Raw genomic sequence first — 17,558 nt, 5'->3', positions numbered from 1 at the left:
AAATACTGCATTGGAAAGAGGCTCGTTTAGCATTAGCTCATGAGGAAGGAAATATCACACCTAAATTTGATGCTACTTTTGGAGGGAGTGTAGATGATGCAGGGCATTCATTATTAAATTGTGCGGTCACTGCAGGACTGGGTATCAATACACAAATACATGGTGTTGGCGATGGTGCAACATGGATTGCAGATCAAATGAAAAAAAGGTTTGGATCACAGGCAAGTTACCTAGTTGATTTTTATCACGTTTGCGAATACTTAGGGGGAGCATCGAAAATATGCGCAGCCAATGATGAAAAAAACTGGATGGATGTTCAGGAAAAACGCTTAAAGAACAATGAACACTCACTTGTTATTCATGATTTAAACCCGTTTTTAGAAGGTGATGAGATTGAAAATTCTAAAGCCCCTGTACGATCTTGTCACCGCTATTTAAGTAACCGTACTGAGCAACTCGACTATAAAGGAGCGATAGAAAAAAACTTGCCTATTGGTTCAGGCGAAATAGAAAGCGCACACCGTTATGTTATTCAGGAACGATTAAAACTATCAGGGGCGTGGTGGAAATCTGAAAACGTTGAACCCATGCTTGCTTTAAGAGTGGTCAGAGGAAATGATCAATGGGATGAATATTGGAGAAATTTGGCCAAAGCTTCTTAATATTTTGAGAAATTCACCGTACTTTTAATCGCATCCGCGTTGGACTGCCGGTCTTTTATGTTCTGAACCCATGTTTCAAGGACTGTTATCTCAGTTTCGACCTCGGTCGGTGTCTGAAGCCGCGGATTCAACTCTCCGGGCTGGCTGTGCAATAGTTGCGAACAACGTCCATAGGCTTCGCGCATAACCAAGCAATCCTGCTCCTGAAAAACGGTGAGGCGGATCAGTCCGTCAGTCTGCACCTTCTTTGCCATGCGTTTGATGACAGGCGATACCGCATCTTCGACAGCCCGTTCCCATGCCTCACGCAGTTCCTTCTCAAAAGAACCAACTTCGCGACGCCAGTTGGCTTGATCGCCGCGTTCGTGATGGATCTTCACATTCGCCAAGTGCTTCCGCATCTGCTTAACCACTTTATCGACGGGCAGAACATTAGCAGGCGGCTCGGTATTGCAGAACCCGGCGGCATCTGCGCCACGGCTAACAACCCGGTATGCAATCGGAATGGCTGCACGATCTCTTGTCTCCCGGCAGGTCTCTTCCAGCAACACCAGAAAGGCTATGTCATGCGTAAAAATCACTACCTGACGCTTCAAGCTCTCTGTTGCCAGCCGCTCGGCAACTCTGTCCCGGTGAATGTGATCAAGCGATGAAACGGGGTCATCAAAGACGATCCCGGATGATGTTTCAAGGGTGGACAGTTCCGCAAGAAAAGCGGCCAGTGCCACGCAGCGGTGCTCACCTTCGCTCAATATCTTACCTACTGGCTCATCCGGCTTGCTAATCATGCGAACATGGAACAGAGGAATTCCAGCAGTAGTCCGCCGCTGTCAGCCCCGGACGGGATGATAGTCTCCAGAAGGCGCAGGGAAATTTGCCAATCCGAAGTGCGCAATAGCGCGCGAGGGAGGCTAAAATTTTATCCCGAATAGCCGTAGAGCCATTTGAGGCAGCCATGACTGAGCTGCTTTGTGCTCAGTCTGTGGCGGACGCAGGGCGGCTGGAGCATCTCCTATTCGCTGCGTAGGTGAACGAATTACGGCGACAGGAGTCCCGGAATTTCGTGAGGTAGCATGGCGCGCCTAGCATGTTTCAGCTCTATGTCGTGTTGCTCTGCGATTCCAAGCTTTTCAGCCTCCTGGGCAAACCGATCGCTAAGCCTATCCGTCACAAGACGTTTGGCAAGGGCAGTGCTAAGGGTGGTAATTTTTCTGGTGACTGTTGTTTTTTGTAGCGTTTCAAGTGTTTCAATGGTTTTCAGTCGCTCGATCTGATCTAGTACATCGGTTTTCACTCTGCCTAACCATTTGCGTGCAGCCAGTTTTTGATGCTTGGCTATCAGAGCTTTTCGTTCTGGCGAACCATTCTCAGACAGTAGGCTGTTTTCCCGTTTTTCCAATTCTTGCGTATGTGTCGCCATGGCTTCATCTGGCACTATTGCAATCGGTGTCGGAATGATAATATCTTTCATTTCAACCATTTTGAGGATCGAGCGGAGTCGCCACTTATTTGTGATAGCACACCGCTTGATGGTTTTCGCCAGCTCCGCATCATCCAACCCGTCCCGGATCACGGAAACTATCTCCTGCACATCCTGCTTGGATATGCGGGCTTCCAGCATAGACGAACGGGCAGACTCGTATGATTTGCGAGCCTTATCCTCGCGTTTCTTGCTCTCATCTAATACGAAGGATTCAAAACGACTCAATCGCCCCGATGCTTCGGGGCTTAATGTCTGATGGCATAGAATGCACCGCGCATCATCACCAGTGGCTGGAAATTCACGTTCGGGATATGCCAGCTTATTGGAATAGGTGCGGGCGGCTTCCCAAAGGGATCGCCAAACATCTGATCCAACTTCGGGTAACGGCTCATCTGAAAACAGGTCTGCTGACACAAGGGTTGCCGCTGTACGGGCTGTAGTATAGGCATCATGCAGAGCCGATGAAGACTAGCAATGTTTTCGTCACTGACGGCCTTTGCTAAGGCATTGAGACGTTCCTCTGCTTTATCTATCTTGGTCTTTTGAGCTTGAAGCTGGCGGGCTACCCGTGCGGGATCGTTTGCAAGATCAGCTGCACGTGTTTTTAGCCAAGATTCCTCAGCTTCAGATAACCCAGCCAATTTCTCTACATTTGTGTCAGGGGTCTTGGCGGAAAGGCCAGACAGTAGTTTTCCTACTTCTGTATCCGGTGCATATTCAGGGTTTCTCAGAATGGCAGGGGTTTGGTTTTTGATCACCCTGATTTCATCATCCAACTTGTCATTGATCGTTTTGCAGGTGTCGGCCAAAGCGGCCATGATTCGTAAGGGCAGGGGAGTATAGGCTAGATCATTGGTAGCATCAACATGAACCGCCGCTGTACGGCTGTCAAAGACACTGATTGCCGTCAATCTTGAATCCGCTGCGGCTCCCTGCTTCCACACAACGGACTGGTTTTGCCCGCTAAAAAGAAAACCAACTTCAGCCTGCGGTGTGTCGCGTTGCGCTGAATAGATATTTGGCAGAACAATATCGTCCTTTGGCAGTCTCGCTCGACACGCCTGCTTTAAGACGCGGGCATAGCCGGATTTTCCGGCTCCATTATCCCCATAGATCACCGTCAACCCTGATTTCTTAAAAGTCAGGGTTTCACCGGGTTGAAGGGCGTTAACATGCTTGAGGTTGTGCAGCTTGGTAAGCGACACCTCGGCACTGGAAGCATCCGGATCACGGATATGATCGGATGTTATTGGGTCGCCTTCCTGCTCCTCCTTGCAGATTGCCATCAGGCTTTCCAGGTCATCCTGATCCAACTTTTCCTTGCTGCACAACCGGCGTAAGGCGTCCCGTTGCCATGTAGTACAGCTCCTTGACCAAGTGACTATATCCGCAAGAACCTGTGTTTCGGATGCCTCATCTTCCATGGAGGTGTTTATAACATTGACAGAATTCATTCCTCACGCCCCTTAAAAATAATCTGGTGGATTCGACTCATAAGTGCACCACCCCTAATTTACTGACATCAACGGCAGTATTCTCAAAAAACACCTCATAAGGCGTTTTAAATCCCAAACACTTTCTAGGTCTGGAGTTTAACGGTTCTGTCGCAAAAGTTTATTGTGCGCATAAAAACCTGCCATAACCGGTCTTTATGCGGCTAATGAAGGTTCTGTCGCAATAATTATCAAAAGCGCAGACCTCCTGGTCTTCAGGCGTAACTATCCTGCTAAAGCCATAAACTGCTTATAAGCAGGCATATTTTCCTCAGACAATTGTCCCTTTCGGATCATATGTGCTGTTTCAATTCCAGCAATAGTTGCTTGAGCGGAGTGAAACGCTTTGAAGCCCATCATCGGTTTTGTTATTTTTTTGATAAAGCGGTGATCCTGTTCGATGATGTTATTCAAATATTTAACCTGTAATATGTCGATCATGGTGGTAAACCCTGCTAGGATTAACAAGAGGTTAATATTGGCTAATCCTGCATAGTTAGCGCCACTTTTATCCATAACGACCTGTATATGCTAAACAGACTCAACCCCAAAAATTCTACGATAAAGGATGCCTTGTATCGCTACATGCATCGGTATAGTCCAGATCAAACCAATACCAAGAGGAATTGCACTTATTACGTGTATTGATATTATCAATACACCCGTAAAAAATAGTTTGAACCAATGTTGGGTAACTGCTTTGCGTGATGTTTCCATAGCGTCCCAAACCCCCATTTTTTTATCGATAATAAGGTGTACCATAAACCTATAAGCAATTGATAGGTATATTCCAGGAATAACAAGTAATACAAATCCCAAGACAATTAAAACTGACATGCAAATGACTGCAAGAATAATGCGTAAGGTAAAACTGAAATAAGAAAATGTCATTTTATAACTGACAGGCGCATCGACAGCTCTATGTATACCCATCATCATAATGCCTGCAAAGAATGGGTGGTTCTGTCGCAAAAAAACAAAGTCACCCTATTACCTACGATCATAAGATTAAATTTCAGCCAAAGAAGGTTCGCATGTTCAACTAAAAAGTGGGAGACTTTTCAAGTGATTATTCTCACGAATGTCATATGGCACCTGACTTTCCCACTAGTTTATCGGATGGGATGAGAAAGTTTTTCTCCTGGATGGTGTCTTATCCATTGGTTGCATAAAAACAGGTTACAGTTAATTTTTACACAAATATCTATTTTTTGCGACATAACCGGTAATAGTATATTCTCCTGCATGATGCTTTTTTCATGAGAGGCATAAAAACAGGTTTATAGCCGGTTTAACACAAATACTTATCGTTTGCGACAGAACCCCCTGGGGGGCTACCCAGCCCTCGCTAACGCTCTCCTTGGCTGGCAGCGTTAGAATTCTCGAATAACTCGCATTGATAGACCCCACTCTTTAGACGCCGCTCTAGTTATTTTTCTAATATCACTACGGTCTTTAAAATAGAATTTTACCCTCCACACACCTCTAAAGGGTTCTATTGGGTCTATGAAATCATCGGCGGAACCCTCTCCAGCCAGTGAACTCTTCATGTTCTCCGCATGATAGAATCTGTCCTCACTTGAACTCACTAGTAGACGTGACTCAAAGTCGTAATCTCTGTCCACATATAAGTTTGTGCGCATTAAGAGTAGCTCACCTAGCGAGGGGATAAACCAGTCGCTATATCCATTAAGAGTGTAATCATGAGCCATCTGGGCAAGGAGTATGGCACCCTCGGGGGCTTCACAATTATCTAGGATAGCTTGTGTGTGCGATCTGCCTTTCCCAACACCCAAGTCCCCTGTACCGGGAACCATAACACCATCACAACCCCAAAGTTTTGACTTATCTATCACCCAAGGTGTATAAGTGAATTGATTCTCTGGAGCCATTTCGAACCCATGTTCGCCATCATCAGTTACATAGAAGACCACACCTCCCGCAGGCCCTTTATCCCCAATGTCATATGCGCACTGACCATTGGCTAGTAATTTAGGGCAAGAGATAGCTAGAATATTCTGAGGAATCCCCTTTGAATAGTTATAGTAATCTTTTAAATGCCTATAAGACTCCGCGAGAGTATCATCCTCAAGCAACTTGCTATAATACTCTTTGAAAATATTATCTACATCAGGATCACCAATATCATACTTACACTGACCATTGGCTAGTAATTCAGGGCAAAAAACTTCTGAAATAGACTGATTAGTCTCATCCAATGCTCCCTGAAGAGTATTAGCAGATACTGAGTTGGTTATTATGAGGCTCGTTATTAGCGATATAACCAAGATTAGTTTTTTTGATTTTAGAATGTTCATTAATTATATCCTATGTTTAGAAATTTGATTAAGACTCTATCTCTTCCCCGCATTAGCACTATATTATCGTAATCAGGCGCGCCTGTTCTGGAGACTATCATACTTCGGGGGGCTGACAGCGGTCGCAAAAGAAATAGAGTACAATTGATTTCACAAAATCATTTGTTTTTTGCGACAGAATCCTCCTGGCCATTATCAAAAATTCCTTACAGGTATAGCAGGAAAATGATGTGTTTTTTTACGAGTTTTTCGGCGCACTATTTCACTGGCATTATCAACATAAATAGCTGATGCGTTCTCGGTATCATTTTGTGAAGAGGTCCAGTAATGTTTTCTAGGAATTTGAATACCTTTTTTATTAAAAGTATCAACAAGAATAATCATCTCATCGACACTTGGCAAATACCAGTCCTCAAAATTATTCTTCATAAATATAGTCACATTATAAGCAATATTATATGTTTCATGACCTGTCATTGAAAAAGTTCCATCACATTCAAACCGTATCATCCTGTTAAAATTACCAAGGCCACTTCCAATAGTTACTGCATCAGCACCCAATACATAAGTCTTAGAGCAGCCCCAAGCCGCTGATTCTATTCGGTCAGTAGATGCTTCGATACCATGCTTACCATCATATGTAACATGAATTACAACCCCCCCTACAGGTCCAATATCACCTACTTTATACTCAAGAGCACAATCAGTATTTTGGAGTTTTGATAAGGTTTTGGCGGTTTCTGGTGTTCTATCATCAGATCTCACTTTAGACATATCTTTACAATGCGCAGGTAAGTTATTAGAGGTGGTATCATCCCCATCTTCGCCTGGATTAGACTCACATTCCTCCCATTGAGGTTCATCACTACCTGGACAAAGCCTTAGAGCCAATGAGTTGATTTTATCTTCCGGAAAAGGTGGGATATTACTATTTTTGATACCCCTCTTATTATCGGCTGAAGATGTTTCGGTTTTTTTAATATCTTCCTTATATTTTGCTATTGCACTGGTGTTTTTTGCAATCTCAGCAGTATTATTTTCAATCTGAGATGCCACTGCTGAGACGGCCACCCCTGATAAGATCAATAGGAATGCCAGTTTAAAAAAACTCATAAATTATCCTCTTTCATTTAATAACCATACTTGGGCTGTCTGTATTTATACGTGGGTTAGAAAGGACGAACAGGTCTAACTGAAATCCCGTCCGATGACGACTTAGATTCATGCCCAGAACCACCATCAAAGTCTTTCAGCATGCCAATATGTACGTCGTACTCTGAAGATGACCAAAACTGATGATTCCCGTTAAATTCTCCCAATCCATTTTGATAGATCTCTTCGAATATTAAATTCAAGGAATCTAAAGAAGGCAAGTGCCAACCCGCGATACCGTTACTCGAGTAATTAGATGCCAAGTATGCTGCTGAACTTTGTGAAGAGCAGCCTGCTAAAATTGCATCTGTATTTTCTTTACCCCTCCCGACTGCTAACGCATCGTTCCCTTGAGCCTTAAGAATAGCGGTTCCATCACAGCCCCAGTCTGCGGGACCCAAGTCCTCTAAGCCCACTTCTAAGCCATGCTGTCCATCATCGGTAATATAATAGACAATTCCGCCTGCGGGTCCCGTGTCCCCCACCTTGTAGATGTCTTCACACCCCCCCCACTGAGGATAATCACTGTCTTTACAAAGCCACATAAACTGTTCTTGTGGTCTTTCATTGTGAGGAAGAGGCGCTAACCTCTGAACCCTATCAGCCATAATTTCAACGGCACTCTTGGCCTTCTCTAGCTCACCTTTATTTTTAGCAATATTGTCAGAATTCTTTATGACCCTCGCAGTCGTATCATCTGTAGTATCAGCTATAGCAAAATGACTGAATAACGCGGTGACAAAAAAGACACCGCTCATCAAAGTGTTATTATTTAATGTTGGAATTTTCATTAGCAGCTCTTAGTTAGTTAGAATGAACGAATAGCAACGAGGAAGTTGGGGGTAACTTTGTAGTCTTGAGTCTTTTCCCCCGCTATCCCATCTACAGTCCAAGCTTTATCATTTCCATAATCAGAAGAGGACCAATATATATGCTCATCCCTGTCAGGCTTAGGGGCTTTAGGGTATAAAACCTCATATGCTAGAAATAACTCACCTCTTGAGGGCAAGTACCAGTCACTAAATCCACCGTGCGAATAATTAGAAACCACCTCAGCTGCTGTCGTAGAGCCATCGGTACTTTTACACTCTGAATCTAAGATTACCGCAGTATTTATCATCCCAGCTCCAATGTTATTGTGTGCCGCGTTGGGAAGATATGTCCCATCACAACCCCACTGATAATCTCCATCAATAACTTGAAGTTCTAAGCCGTGTTCTTTATCCTTTGAAACCTGAAACACCATACCTCCTGCGGGACCTGAATCCCCGAGAGAGTAGGTTGGACAATCCCCCCAGTGTAAAACATGAGTACCAGTACAATGCTTCAGCATAAGATGTTTGGTGCGATTCTTCGGGATAGGCGGGAAGATATGCCCAATGTCACGTTTATTATCCGAAATATGCGCGGCTAGATTACTAATATCCGTGGCATTTATAGCTATATAATGCTCATTTATTTTAGAATTACTTGAGTTTCTTTCTACATCCGGATCAAATCCCGCAAATGCAAACGAGATGGATTGGGCTAACAAAATCCCTATAACTATAGCTTTCATATGACCTCTTATTTAATTTACCAAAGTTCCGGGGGAGGGGCACTTTTGACCCCATTATAACAATACCTTAGCCAAAATGAAGCTTCTAAAACATACCTGATTACCCATGGAGCTTCAGCCATTTTAAAACAACCGACTCGGCACCTCGTCATTCCTCACATTGAGCGGGTGCTACCCATAAGAAAGTTGATATATTTCAGCCACAGTCGGGCCAAAGAGTAATGAAATCTTCTCTCGCAAAGGCGTAAGTCCTTCAATCATCTGATGTGACTGATTTTCCGTCGATATTTTAAGGCAATGAATGCCCAATAATAACTGGAATACCCAGCGTAAAGTCGGCGCTTCTGTTGCCTGCTGAATTTGATTGGGCAACGTTTCCTTTTGTGAGGCCAGGCAAGCCCGCATACGTCTTTCGGCAATGCCATATACCAGCAACGATAACAGCATGACCATTAATAATGCCATGATACGCTGGGGTGTTTTAACAAATAATGACGAGACAAAAAACAGGGGGTCTTTGAGAAAACGAAATCCCCTTTCGACCTGGTATTGCTCCTTGTAAACGTTCACAACTTCCTGGTCACTAAGTTCTTCTGGGTCGGTGTTGCCACCAATAATGTAATGCCCTTCTAGCTTAAAGCAATCACCAACAAGCCCACGACCATAAAGAAAAATCATGAAGATAAACAGTAAACCAAGCGTTAAGAAAATGCCCATTACAAAAAAGACTAAAAATTTACCAAGCATAGCTCTGTTTTTAGATTGCTTTATAAGTTCATGGTCATAGGCATCTTCAACCTTTGCACAGCGATGTTTTTCTGTTTTTGTCAGTTCTTTTGTCTTTGTGTTTTTTAGCCTTTGTAAAAGGGTTGAATCAGTATTCATTAATCATCCTCATCCAGCAAGGCAGTAATATATTTTGTGTAGTATTCCTTTACTTCTTCTTCTTCTTCTGGAATATCAATAAACATTGACTTTCTTTCAAAGGATGAGTCCCACGGAGAACCTGTTTTATGCGTTAAATTTCTTAATGACCATGCTGAAAATGACTTGTAAATCCCCCATACTTTTTCAAGTATTTCTTTTACACACTTATCTTGAATGATGGGGATGTAAACTTTATTTTCATCACTATCATAATCCATTGCCGGTTTTGTTATGGGAGTGTCACCATAACATTTCATTTGGTGATAAATTGACGGAAGAACAGGGCCATGCTGCCAAGCCCTCGGTTTCCGTTAAATCTTTATCAATAAGTGCTAGAGTCCATCCGTAACCAATAAACATAAGCTTTTGCAACTTTAGGTTAGACATAATAATGCATTCTTCTTTTGCTTTATCTATAAAGAAATTAGCTAATGCGCTACTACACACTTTGGTTCACCAACGTATTCATGTGTTACCTCTCAAAATTTAAGGCTACTAAGGTCGATCTTTCTACGCGTATTACTCATGTTACCCTCATTAGTCTGATTTATGATTATATATGGTGCTTGACAAAAAGCTTTGTTAATGAGGTTCAGACTAATTGAGCATCTAACCACTGAATAGCTTTGCTTTCATCTTGTTCGATAGCTATTTCAACGGCTCGTTTAGCATTTTCGAGAAGTTGCTTTGATTGTTTGCGTAGTTCGAAAGATTCAGTAATTTTTTGCTGTATTTGTAGTTGCTGAGCTTGTGGTAGAATAGGAATGATTGTTTCTTTCACTTGCTCAGGTCGCCAATGCAATATAATAGAACCACCGACATCACGCTTTACCTGCTCTTGTGTTAAAACAGAGTTCAGTACCAAGGTAAGATATTCATTATTTATCGTGTCTGCCTTACTCTGGAGACGCAATATGCCTCCAGAAACAACCATTTTCTGAGGCTTATCTTTTAGATAATAGGCAATTCCTGGAGAACCATCCTTACTGAATAATATCTCGCCTTGTTGTGGTTGATGGGTTTTGGATTTTTCAAATGGTATGTCCTGTTCATCTTGCGTTAGTTCTGCGTAGAGCTGTTCCGAGATATATTTTCCCTCTGATAGTTCAAAGAGACTAATGTTGCTTACCCTCACAAATGGTATGCCTTCATCGAGATATTCCCCGCGTCCAACTTCAATACTTTTTTTAACATCAACAAGGTTTCCGAGCGCATCCCAACCGCCCTTATAGGCTTTGATAGCATTGATGATCTCATCATATTTTGGCTGGAAATATTCCGCGTCGATGCGCTTTGATTGTTCAGTATCAGAATAGTTTTTAATAAAAAATAATTTGTGTTTCGGTTGCCAGTTAGTTATTCCAAGTTCAGATAGAAGTAGATTTTTAGAAAAATCAATTTTCTCTTTGGATTCGTCTAAAATAGCAATTGATTTTTTTATTGTTTTTTCTATTATATTTTGGAAATATTTAGCTGCAACATATACTTTTATATCAAAGAATTCTATCAATTTTATTTCGGGGCGTGATGCCTTTATTCCACGTCTTCTAAGCTGGGAGTAACCGTATTCACAGTTAAAAAAAGTAGAAAGATAATAGGGGTTAATAATTTCTTCTTTTACTACAAACTTTCCTACATGGGCACTTGTATTTGCTTCGGGGAAATCATCTGGTATTACAGCACTTTTTCCGAAATAGACCCCTGTTTTTGTGAGTAAGATATTCCTAGGTTTTAATTTTGATCTTTTAAGTGAGTTGTGCAAGTCACTAGAAATATATCTTTTTATATTGGTATCAATATAACCTTCTTTTACAGATTCGCTTAGAAGATATAAGATCCCATCATCGGTGTATTGAGTTGCGCTATGATCTCCATCTGTAATTAAGAAACATAAATTACCAAGTAAATAAACGTTGTTTTTACTTTTTATTTTATCTACTTTTTGGACATAGTAAGGCTGATAAAATTCTGCGCCAATTGTAAATTCATTTTCTAATTCATTCTTATTAAGAATAGAAATCTTCACCTTTATTCTCCCCCACCAAAAAACGATAATTCTTCATTTTTCGCCCACTCAATAAAAGCTTCTGCGATACCATCTTGCAATTCTCCATCATGATTATGTAAGTCATGGTCAACAATCAAATGTCCGTTTTTATCTAACTTGTATTGTCCGTTACCGTTGTTCACATAGATATAATCGCCTGAATTATCCTTTCCGCCCTTTTCACTTACGGCAAAAAATATCGGGTAGTCATCGACTTTAGGGCATAGCTCATCATCCCATTTTTGAACAAATAAAACGCTAGTTTTTGTGCCTGTGTGGGGTTTGAAACTGTTACCGTGTAAACCTATCACCGCCAGAATACGCCCATGCTGTGCTATAAATTCACGGATATGTTTATCAGATGTGTTATTAAATCGACCTTGTGGCAAAACAATTGCCATGCGTCCCCCCGGCTTTAAAAAGTCCAGATTTCTTTCAATAAAGAGAATATCCCGCCCGACTTTGCTTTGTGCCTTTCCGTTTTCCTTAAAGCCAAGTTCATATTGGTGCAGGATACGGCTTTCTTTGATGTCTCCTGCAAAGGGAGGGTTCGCCATTAAAATATCAAAATTAAAGTGCTTATCTTCGTCTTTTTCAGAGCGAAGTTTTTCGAGCCGATTAAAGCCTTTTCCATAGGTGTTAATCCATTTTTTATCTTTTTCTGTTTTGTCATTCCAACGGTCAAAATCTAACGTGTTTAGATGCAATACGTTGGTTTCACCGTCTCCCGCAATAAGGTTTAATGTTCGTGCAACCCTGACCGTTTTTTCGTCAAAGTCGATACCAAATATGTTAAGAACATGCTGCTTTTCTTCTTCTGGGATTTCCGCATTCGTAAAAAGATGTCCGGTGAGTTTAAAAATAGTATGGACTGGAAAACCACAACTTCCCGAAGCTGTATCAATCATATACTCACCCCGTTTAGGGTTGAGCATTTGCACGCACATATCAATGACATGACGAGGGGTGAAAAATTGCCCCTTTTCACCTTTAGCGGATTTGTTGACTAAATATTCAAAGGCTTCATCTACGACCAAAAGATTAGAATTAAACAATTTCACATCTTGAAAACTGGATATGCAAACCGATAAATGACTCCCTGATAGCTCAAAATTTGAGCTATCAGGGAAAACCCCTGTCCACTGGTTTTTTGCTTCATCAAACAGTTCTTGAATTTTGTTTTTTAGTTCAGTGTCTGTTTGCCCTGTATTTCTAAACTCCATGACACGGAATTTTTTATCATTTAGCCCGATAAGAGATTCTTTGAGCTTGTCGTAATCCACTCTTTCTTCATCATCAATATTTTGGTCAAGATAAAATTCAATATTCGCCTTGTCTTTTTTACTTCCATATTCATCATAAAGTTTTGTGAAGATCAGTTTAAAAACTTCCTCAAAAACATCCACACCAGCATTAGCTAAAACCTCGTCTTCCATTTCAAGAATGATGTCTTTCAAGGATTTTCTTTCATTGGCGATTTTGTCCTTGATGATGAGGTCTTTTAAGGTAAAGCGTTCGCTCAATATATCCTTAAGACTTTGCCTTTCCTTGGGAATATCAGTGATGTCTTCAAAGTAATTAGGGTCTTTACGGTGGTAATGGGATATTTGCTCACCATTTGTCCATACCCCGATAGATGCGCCCGTAGCATTACAATATGAACGAAGCTGGTTTTTTCCGTCTTTGAGCTTGGGCTTTTTTAGCTCAATAATGATATAGGCAGCATCAGGGCGATCTTTATCAAGAATGACAATATCAGCACTTTTCTTTTCTCTACCAAAAGTAACAGAATATTCAAACTTTATGCGTTTTTTAGTGTAGCCATATTGATTGATAAGTCTTGCCGCATAAAGTTGGCGGACAATTTCTTCTGGTTTTAGCTGAATATCCTTTTTACGAACGATACAATTTATATAGGGGGTTTCTTTGCCTCTGGTTATTTTGGTAAAGATAGTTTCTTGTAAGTCTTCTATTTCCTTTTTTGTGAACAGTGCAAGATGGTAATTACTGTCTTTGAGTATCGTTTGGATGATGTCCATTTTTGTTTTTATGGGTTTTGTAATTTAGTTAGGTAGAAAATATTGATGGTTTTACTACCTGCCCTATTCTGCCGCCTTTTTATGCGGTGTTTTTGTTCTTGGTTTTCTGGTTACGGCATTTGCAAAGTAGGTCAATCTTCTTTAAAACTAATCATTGGTTTGTCTTCAATACCTTCGCCAAAATGAAAATACACTCATTTTTATGAATTTTACAGCCTATAAGCGGTTGATTTATATAGGTGTAAGATTGTCATTTTTGGCTTAAATTAAAAGTGGCGAAGGTATTGTGTCTTATAACCGATTTTATATATTTAAATTTAACCGTTCACAGAGGTAATACATTCCAAAAAGCAAAAGAGTAAGCAATTGCCAAAATATTGTTATAAATATACCTGCGAAAACCCATTCAGCGATATGGTATTGAGTTTCTAAAAAGCTGGGAACAGATGCGATTGATCCAACTTTTGCATAAATAATTAGAAATATACTATCTACCGTTAAAAACGAAAATAAGCGTAAAAGAAAGTCTCTACGTGTTAGTGCTTGATCTTCTAACTCTGTATTACCAGCCTTGATGTTAATAGTTGGAGCATCAATCATTTCTTGATCAATAATTGGTCGGTTAAAAGTAGCTATTGCAGCTAGGGCGGTAATTAAAAAACCTGGAAGACTAATTACAAAATCAGTTAAATTTTCAACCAAACCATTTTCACCAACAACATCGCTTATTTCAGTTAAGAACACTAAAATGGCTAAACTGATTACAGTTAGGATAAGTGGTATTATCCAGTTGTAGACCTTTCCCGCGGGGTGTTTTAGGAATAAATATGAGATTGGTCTTGTTAACTGATAAACAATCACTTTATATCTTTTCATATCTAAATATGCTCTAACATCTTAGTGATGATTGGTTTATATATCTGGTCTACAGACGTTGCTGAAAAATCTTTAAAATCTGTGATTTTAATCTTTTTAACGTAATTTTCAGAACCGATTAATTTTCCTGTATTGGTGTCTATTTCGGCAGTATGGGAAATATCACCATCGTCTTTAAATGAAATTTTGATTGATTCCATATTCATGGCCTTTGCATCATTATTTCTGATACGATCCATAAGTTTGAAATTACCTCCTGCTTTTAATATTTCAACTTTATCTATTTTTATTGGTAGCTGAACCTCTTTTATACTCTTGTGATTTTGAGCGTCATAACCGACAACGCTATCTATGTTACTTGTAATAAGGGTCAGTGACTTCAAATTGCTTAGAGATATGGCCGTAAAAATGACAATGACAGTAGGTATTAATTTTTTTTACTCCCCCTTTTGTATCTACAGTATTTTTAGGGTGGTCAGTCTCAAAATCGTCTTTATTTTCTTTTGCTATTCTTCTTAATAACTTATTTAGATAACTGGAAACTAGTCTTACTGGTAAAGCAGGCGATTGTTCATATAATGCGAGCCAACTTCCATTTGCTTCGGGATCAGGTTTTATGATTATGTGTGATGAAAAATCAGTACCTACACCATTCTTTTTAGCATTAACTTTTCGAGTATCGTCATTACCACCAATCTCCCTGTGAACTTCATCGGCTAATGTCGTATCAGTAATATTGACCAGTAATATCCAACAACAAATTTCAGAATCATATTTAATATCCGCCAAATAAACTTCTGTTTTGTTATCTTCTGAACCACTAATTATATTGACGTTATTTGCTTCTCGGATAGCTTCAATTTTTCTAAATAATTCAGTTAGGGTAAAATTATTACGCAACCCTTTAATTTTAGGTGAAGTCGTTTTGAGATCAATATGCAGGTCGAGAAACAATATTGTCCGTTCATTTTTCTTTATCATTTTTATAGTGCCTGCTCAATAATTTTATGGTTTCTTACGCTATTTTAACCTGAGTTCGGGATAAGGAATTATAACAAAGGCAGTAAACCCTCTCTTCTTAACTTAAGAGCTGGCTTTTTTTCTTGATATGAATAGGCCACCAAACAGGCAAGGATATTGATCATATAATTTGTTAGAGACCGATGCTTAGAGTGCTCTAGCTGAAAAACATTCTTCAATCGCTGAAAATCCTGGAAACGGTGCCTAAGCGAAGTGATGATTTTTAGTCCGCGATAGCCGTAGGGCCGTTGTTTTGTCGGAGTCTGAGCGTTAGCGAAGGTGGAGACAAAATAAAAGGCCATCCGACACGGCGTCAAGTCATTTGGAGCCTATGTTCCGACCCCTTGTTGGGTCGGGACGAGGTGACGAGGACGAATCGGGGCCGCCGGAGGCATAAGTGGTCGCGTTAAGTTTTTGCTGCTTGCTTGGGCTGGGATGCCCAAAACAAGCTTTCGCAAAAATAGCGACTCCCCGCTTCAAGTAGTTTGGGTATATAGGTGTAAGATTGTCATTTTTGGCTTAAATTAAAAGTGGCGAAGGCATTGTTCTTGTTCAATAGTATTCCACTGACTATTCATGGGTTCTGTCAAACACCATACATGATAATAAAGATGTTCAGATAAAACCTCTGCCTCTAATAATGCATCCAGTTGTAAATCTAAAATTTGTGATTCAGTCGAAAAGTCCACACCTTGGTTCTGTCGCATAAAAAAAGGTTACAGTTGATTTTTACGCAAACATTTGTTTTTTGCGACAGAGCCAAAACTTGGTCATCACTGCCCTTTATGTGGTTAATGAACAGCTATAACAGGACGTCCCAATGCTTCATGAAATTGGGGGGATGAACGTGCCAAGAGAGAATGTCTAAAAGGCTTATTAGAAGTCTTAAACTTGCTATATCTTGCTTGTATGAGTTAAGGTTATCGGCAATAGAATATGATATTTCCTATTTCAGATTTAGAAACAAGCCCCGAACTTTTAAAGTTTAGGGCTTAAAGGTAAAAAAAAACCCAAGCATTTTTAAGTACTTGGGTTTCTTGCCTTTAATAAAGGTTGTGTATGAGTGATTCTAACACTCACCACAGCTTGAAAGTAAGAGAACGACTCTTTCTTTCAAACGAATGTTAATTATATCTTAATTAGCCTCTCATTTGTAAGCATTTCGGTTTTTCTTCTCTCTTTTCAAGCTCAGCCCCTATTTTGGACTCAAGATGTTTTGGAATAGGTCGGGACCGTGTTACCAATCAAGGATATTTGCTAAGGTAACCCATAAGGCACTTCTTGCATAAAGTAAAAGTCGCAAGCTTATTGTCGTTTTGACTGCGGGATTTGAATTTTATAATGCAGAAGGTGGCGCGTTTGGAGCAAGGGTGGATATATTTATTATATCTGGTAACGCGCAGGGCGTAACGACTGTGAAAGGGGCTTAAAAACTCAAGTAGCACGATTCCAAGATACACAGAAACTCAAGCCTATATTATCTGTTTTTTTAAAGCAGTCGTGGGAGGGGGAAGCTGTGAAAGGGGATTCGTAGGCCTGCCTTAGGGGCTATACATGGCTGTACCATCAATAATACTATTTATTATTGATGCGCGGAGCGCGGTTTAAGAGAAATCATATTGCTGTGATTGATAGTGATTGTGGGGAATGTGTTGGCTAGTGTTGGTAAGGGGTGGATAACAAAAAGACGTTATCCACCCCTTACCAACACGTCCCGTAGGGAGCCAATATATTCCCCACATGAACGGGATATCTCAGAATTTTCAGAAATGCGCCCTGCGAGCATTTCTGGGGACTAAATTTAGGAATTTGCGCGTTCCTAAAATGGTTGAATGGGTTTTGTCTCCCAGAAGATAATTAAGGGGAACCCCTTTTAGACCTTAATTTTTGGAGAGTCTTAGCCCTTAGAGAAAGTAACTTTTTCACGCGTATATCCGTCAAATGTGGAATCCCATATTTTGGGCGAGTCTGATATTTCAACAC

Annotated in this window: 19 protein-coding genes and 3 pseudogenes; 1 reads left to right on the top strand and 21 read right to left on the bottom strand. The window is 40.5% G+C overall.

Translation table 11 applies throughout. The features are described from left to right. Positions 1 to 662: UPF0236 family transposase-like protein (locus tag CDZ78_RS10545; protein WP_174664573.1), on the top strand; the 662-nt coding region annotated here is incomplete at its 5' end. Here CDZ78_RS10545 and CDZ78_RS10540 read toward each other — a convergent pair. The 21 genes and pseudogenes from CDZ78_RS10540 to CDZ78_RS10455 form a co-directional block, all read right to left on the bottom strand. Further along, the gene (locus CDZ78_RS10540) at positions 659 to 1,414 is read right to left on the bottom strand and encodes an AAA family ATPase (RefSeq protein ID WP_230990947.1); all 756 of its coding nucleotides are present in this window, start codon (positions 1,412 to 1,414) and stop codon (positions 659 to 661) included. The two genes, CDZ78_RS10545 and CDZ78_RS10540, sit on opposite strands and share 4 nt — an antisense overlap. 28 nt (positions 1,415 to 1,442) lie before the next feature. After that, positions 1,443 to 1,619, bottom strand: coding sequence for a hypothetical protein (locus CDZ78_RS21915; RefSeq protein ID WP_167374253.1), 177 nt, complete (start codon positions 1,617 to 1,619; stop codon positions 1,443 to 1,445). A gap of 79 nt (positions 1,620 to 1,698) precedes the next feature. After that, positions 1,699 to 2,370 carry a hypothetical protein gene (locus CDZ78_RS10535; RefSeq protein WP_140413997.1) on the bottom strand — a complete coding sequence of 224 codons (672 nt, stop codon included), beginning with the start codon at positions 2,368 to 2,370 and terminating at the stop codon, positions 1,699 to 1,701. A gap of 20 nt (positions 2,371 to 2,390) precedes the next feature. Then, complete coding sequence (locus CDZ78_RS10530; RefSeq protein WP_140413996.1) at positions 2,391 to 3,599, bottom strand: AAA family ATPase; 1,209 nt, start codon at positions 3,597 to 3,599, stop codon at positions 2,391 to 2,393. A gap of 37 nt (positions 3,600 to 3,636) precedes the next feature. Beyond that, positions 3,637 to 3,753 (bottom strand): annotated as a pseudogene (locus CDZ78_RS24535) (IS30 family transposase); the annotation flags it as partial. A 110-nt stretch (positions 3,754 to 3,863) separates the two neighbouring features. Further along, a pseudogene (locus CDZ78_RS10525) lies at positions 3,864 to 4,163 on the bottom strand (DDE-type integrase/transposase/recombinase); the annotation flags it as partial. A 6-nt stretch (positions 4,164 to 4,169) separates the two neighbouring features. Next, entirely contained in the window at positions 4,170 to 4,610 is a 441-nt protein-coding gene (locus CDZ78_RS10520; protein WP_140413995.1) for a DUF975 family protein, read from the bottom strand. 401 nt (positions 4,611 to 5,011) lie between these two features. Further along, positions 5,012 to 5,857 (bottom strand): hypothetical protein, encoded by an 846-nt coding sequence (locus tag CDZ78_RS10515; RefSeq protein WP_140413994.1) that lies wholly within the window; start codon positions 5,855 to 5,857, stop codon positions 5,012 to 5,014. Between the two features lie 294 nt (positions 5,858 to 6,151). Then, on the bottom strand, positions 6,152 to 7,069 hold the full coding sequence (locus CDZ78_RS10510; RefSeq protein WP_087869975.1) for an Lcl C-terminal domain-containing protein: 918 nt from the start codon (positions 7,067 to 7,069) through the stop codon (positions 6,152 to 6,154). Positions 7,070 to 7,125: 56 nt separating this feature from the next. After that, positions 7,126 to 7,899, bottom strand: coding sequence for a hypothetical protein (locus CDZ78_RS10505; RefSeq protein ID WP_087869974.1), 774 nt, complete (start codon positions 7,897 to 7,899; stop codon positions 7,126 to 7,128). Positions 7,900 to 7,916: 17 nt separating this feature from the next. Further along, on the bottom strand, positions 7,917 to 8,666 hold the full coding sequence (locus tag CDZ78_RS10500; protein ID WP_087869973.1) for an Lcl C-terminal domain-containing protein: 750 nt from the start codon (positions 8,664 to 8,666) through the stop codon (positions 7,917 to 7,919). Between the two features lie 171 nt (positions 8,667 to 8,837). Beyond that, positions 8,838 to 9,551, bottom strand: a complete 714-nt coding sequence (locus CDZ78_RS10495) for an IS1634 family transposase (RefSeq protein WP_087869972.1) — start codon at positions 9,549 to 9,551, stop codon at positions 8,838 to 8,840. Next, the gene (locus CDZ78_RS10490) at positions 9,551 to 9,850 is read right to left on the bottom strand and encodes a Panacea domain-containing protein (protein WP_087869971.1); all 300 of its coding nucleotides are present in this window, start codon (positions 9,848 to 9,850) and stop codon (positions 9,551 to 9,553) included. The genes CDZ78_RS10495 and CDZ78_RS10490 overlap by 1 nt, the downstream gene beginning before the upstream one ends. Next, positions 9,834 to 10,040, bottom strand: a complete 207-nt coding sequence (locus CDZ78_RS10485) for a Panacea domain-containing protein (protein ID WP_087869970.1) — start codon at positions 10,038 to 10,040, stop codon at positions 9,834 to 9,836. Before CDZ78_RS10485 ends, CDZ78_RS10490 begins: the two co-directional genes overlap by 17 nt. 145 nt (positions 10,041 to 10,185) lie before the next feature. After that, positions 10,186 to 11,619: a restriction endonuclease subunit S domain-containing protein gene (locus CDZ78_RS10480; protein ID WP_087869969.1), complete on the bottom strand. Its 1,434-nt coding sequence runs from the start codon at positions 11,617 to 11,619 to the stop codon at positions 10,186 to 10,188. A gap of 2 nt (positions 11,620 to 11,621) precedes the next feature. Next, positions 11,622 to 13,679 carry a type I restriction-modification system subunit M gene (locus CDZ78_RS10475; protein WP_087869968.1) on the bottom strand — a complete coding sequence of 686 codons (2,058 nt, stop codon included), beginning with the start codon at positions 13,677 to 13,679 and terminating at the stop codon, positions 11,622 to 11,624. A 303-nt stretch (positions 13,680 to 13,982) separates the two neighbouring features. Next, positions 13,983 to 14,555: a hypothetical protein gene (locus CDZ78_RS10470; RefSeq protein WP_087869967.1), complete on the bottom strand. Its 573-nt coding sequence runs from the start codon at positions 14,553 to 14,555 to the stop codon at positions 13,983 to 13,985. A gap of 2 nt (positions 14,556 to 14,557) precedes the next feature. Next, entirely contained in the window at positions 14,558 to 14,938 is a 381-nt protein-coding gene (locus CDZ78_RS10465; protein ID WP_087869966.1) for a hypothetical protein, read from the bottom strand. Beyond that, positions 14,910 to 15,536 (bottom strand): hypothetical protein, encoded by a 627-nt coding sequence (locus tag CDZ78_RS10460; RefSeq protein WP_087869965.1) that lies wholly within the window; start codon positions 15,534 to 15,536, stop codon positions 14,910 to 14,912. The genes CDZ78_RS10465 and CDZ78_RS10460 overlap by 29 nt, the downstream gene beginning before the upstream one ends. Before the next feature lie 68 nt (positions 15,537 to 15,604). After that, positions 15,605 to 15,757 (bottom strand): annotated as a pseudogene (locus tag CDZ78_RS24530) (IS982 family transposase); the annotation flags it as partial. A gap of 342 nt (positions 15,758 to 16,099) precedes the next feature. After that, entirely contained in the window at positions 16,100 to 16,282 is a 183-nt protein-coding gene (locus CDZ78_RS10455) for a hypothetical protein (protein ID WP_087869964.1), read from the bottom strand. Positions 16,283 to 17,558 lie beyond the last annotated feature (1,276 nt).

Source organism: Bathymodiolus platifrons methanotrophic gill symbiont (assembly GCF_002189065.1).
In the GTDB taxonomy this organism is placed as follows: Bacteria; Pseudomonadota; Gammaproteobacteria; order Methylococcales; family Methylomonadaceae; genus Methyloprofundus.
The sequence above is the reverse complement of the archived record's forward strand: the minus strand, read 5'-3'. Positions and strand labels throughout refer to the sequence as shown.

Excerpts from the sequence above, each read along its gene's own strand:
- CDZ78_RS21915 (WP_167374253.1), bottom strand. The coding sequence starts at position 1,619 with ATGGCTGCCTCAAATGGCTCTACGGCTATTCGGGATAAAATTTTAGCC.
- CDZ78_RS10530 (WP_140413996.1), bottom strand. The coding sequence starts at position 3,599 with ATGAATTCTGTCAATGTTATAAACACCTCCATGGAAGATGAGGCATCC.
- CDZ78_RS10510 (WP_087869975.1), bottom strand. The coding sequence starts at position 7,069 with ATGAGTTTTTTTAAACTGGCATTCCTATTGATCTTATCAGGGGTGGCC.
- CDZ78_RS10505 (WP_087869974.1), bottom strand. The coding sequence starts at position 7,899 with ATGAAAATTCCAACATTAAATAATAACACTTTGATGAGCGGTGTCTTT.
- CDZ78_RS10500 (WP_087869973.1), bottom strand. The coding sequence starts at position 8,666 with ATGAAAGCTATAGTTATAGGGATTTTGTTAGCCCAATCCATCTCGTTT.
- CDZ78_RS10495 (WP_087869972.1), bottom strand. The coding sequence starts at position 9,551 with ATGAATACTGATTCAACCCTTTTACAAAGGCTAAAAAACACAAAGACA.
- CDZ78_RS10490 (WP_087869971.1), bottom strand. The coding sequence starts at position 9,850 with ATGAAATGTTATGGTGACACTCCCATAACAAAACCGGCAATGGATTAT.
- CDZ78_RS10475 (WP_087869968.1), bottom strand. The coding sequence starts at position 13,679 with ATGGACATCATCCAAACGATACTCAAAGACAGTAATTACCATCTTGCA.
- CDZ78_RS10470 (WP_087869967.1), bottom strand. The coding sequence starts at position 14,555 with ATGAAAAGATATAAAGTGATTGTTTATCAGTTAACAAGACCAATCTCA.
- CDZ78_RS10460 (WP_087869965.1), bottom strand. The coding sequence starts at position 15,536 with ATGATAAAGAAAAATGAACGGACAATATTGTTTCTCGACCTGCATATT.
- CDZ78_RS10455 (WP_087869964.1), bottom strand. The coding sequence starts at position 16,282 with ATGCGACAGAACCAAGGTGTGGACTTTTCGACTGAATCACAAATTTTA.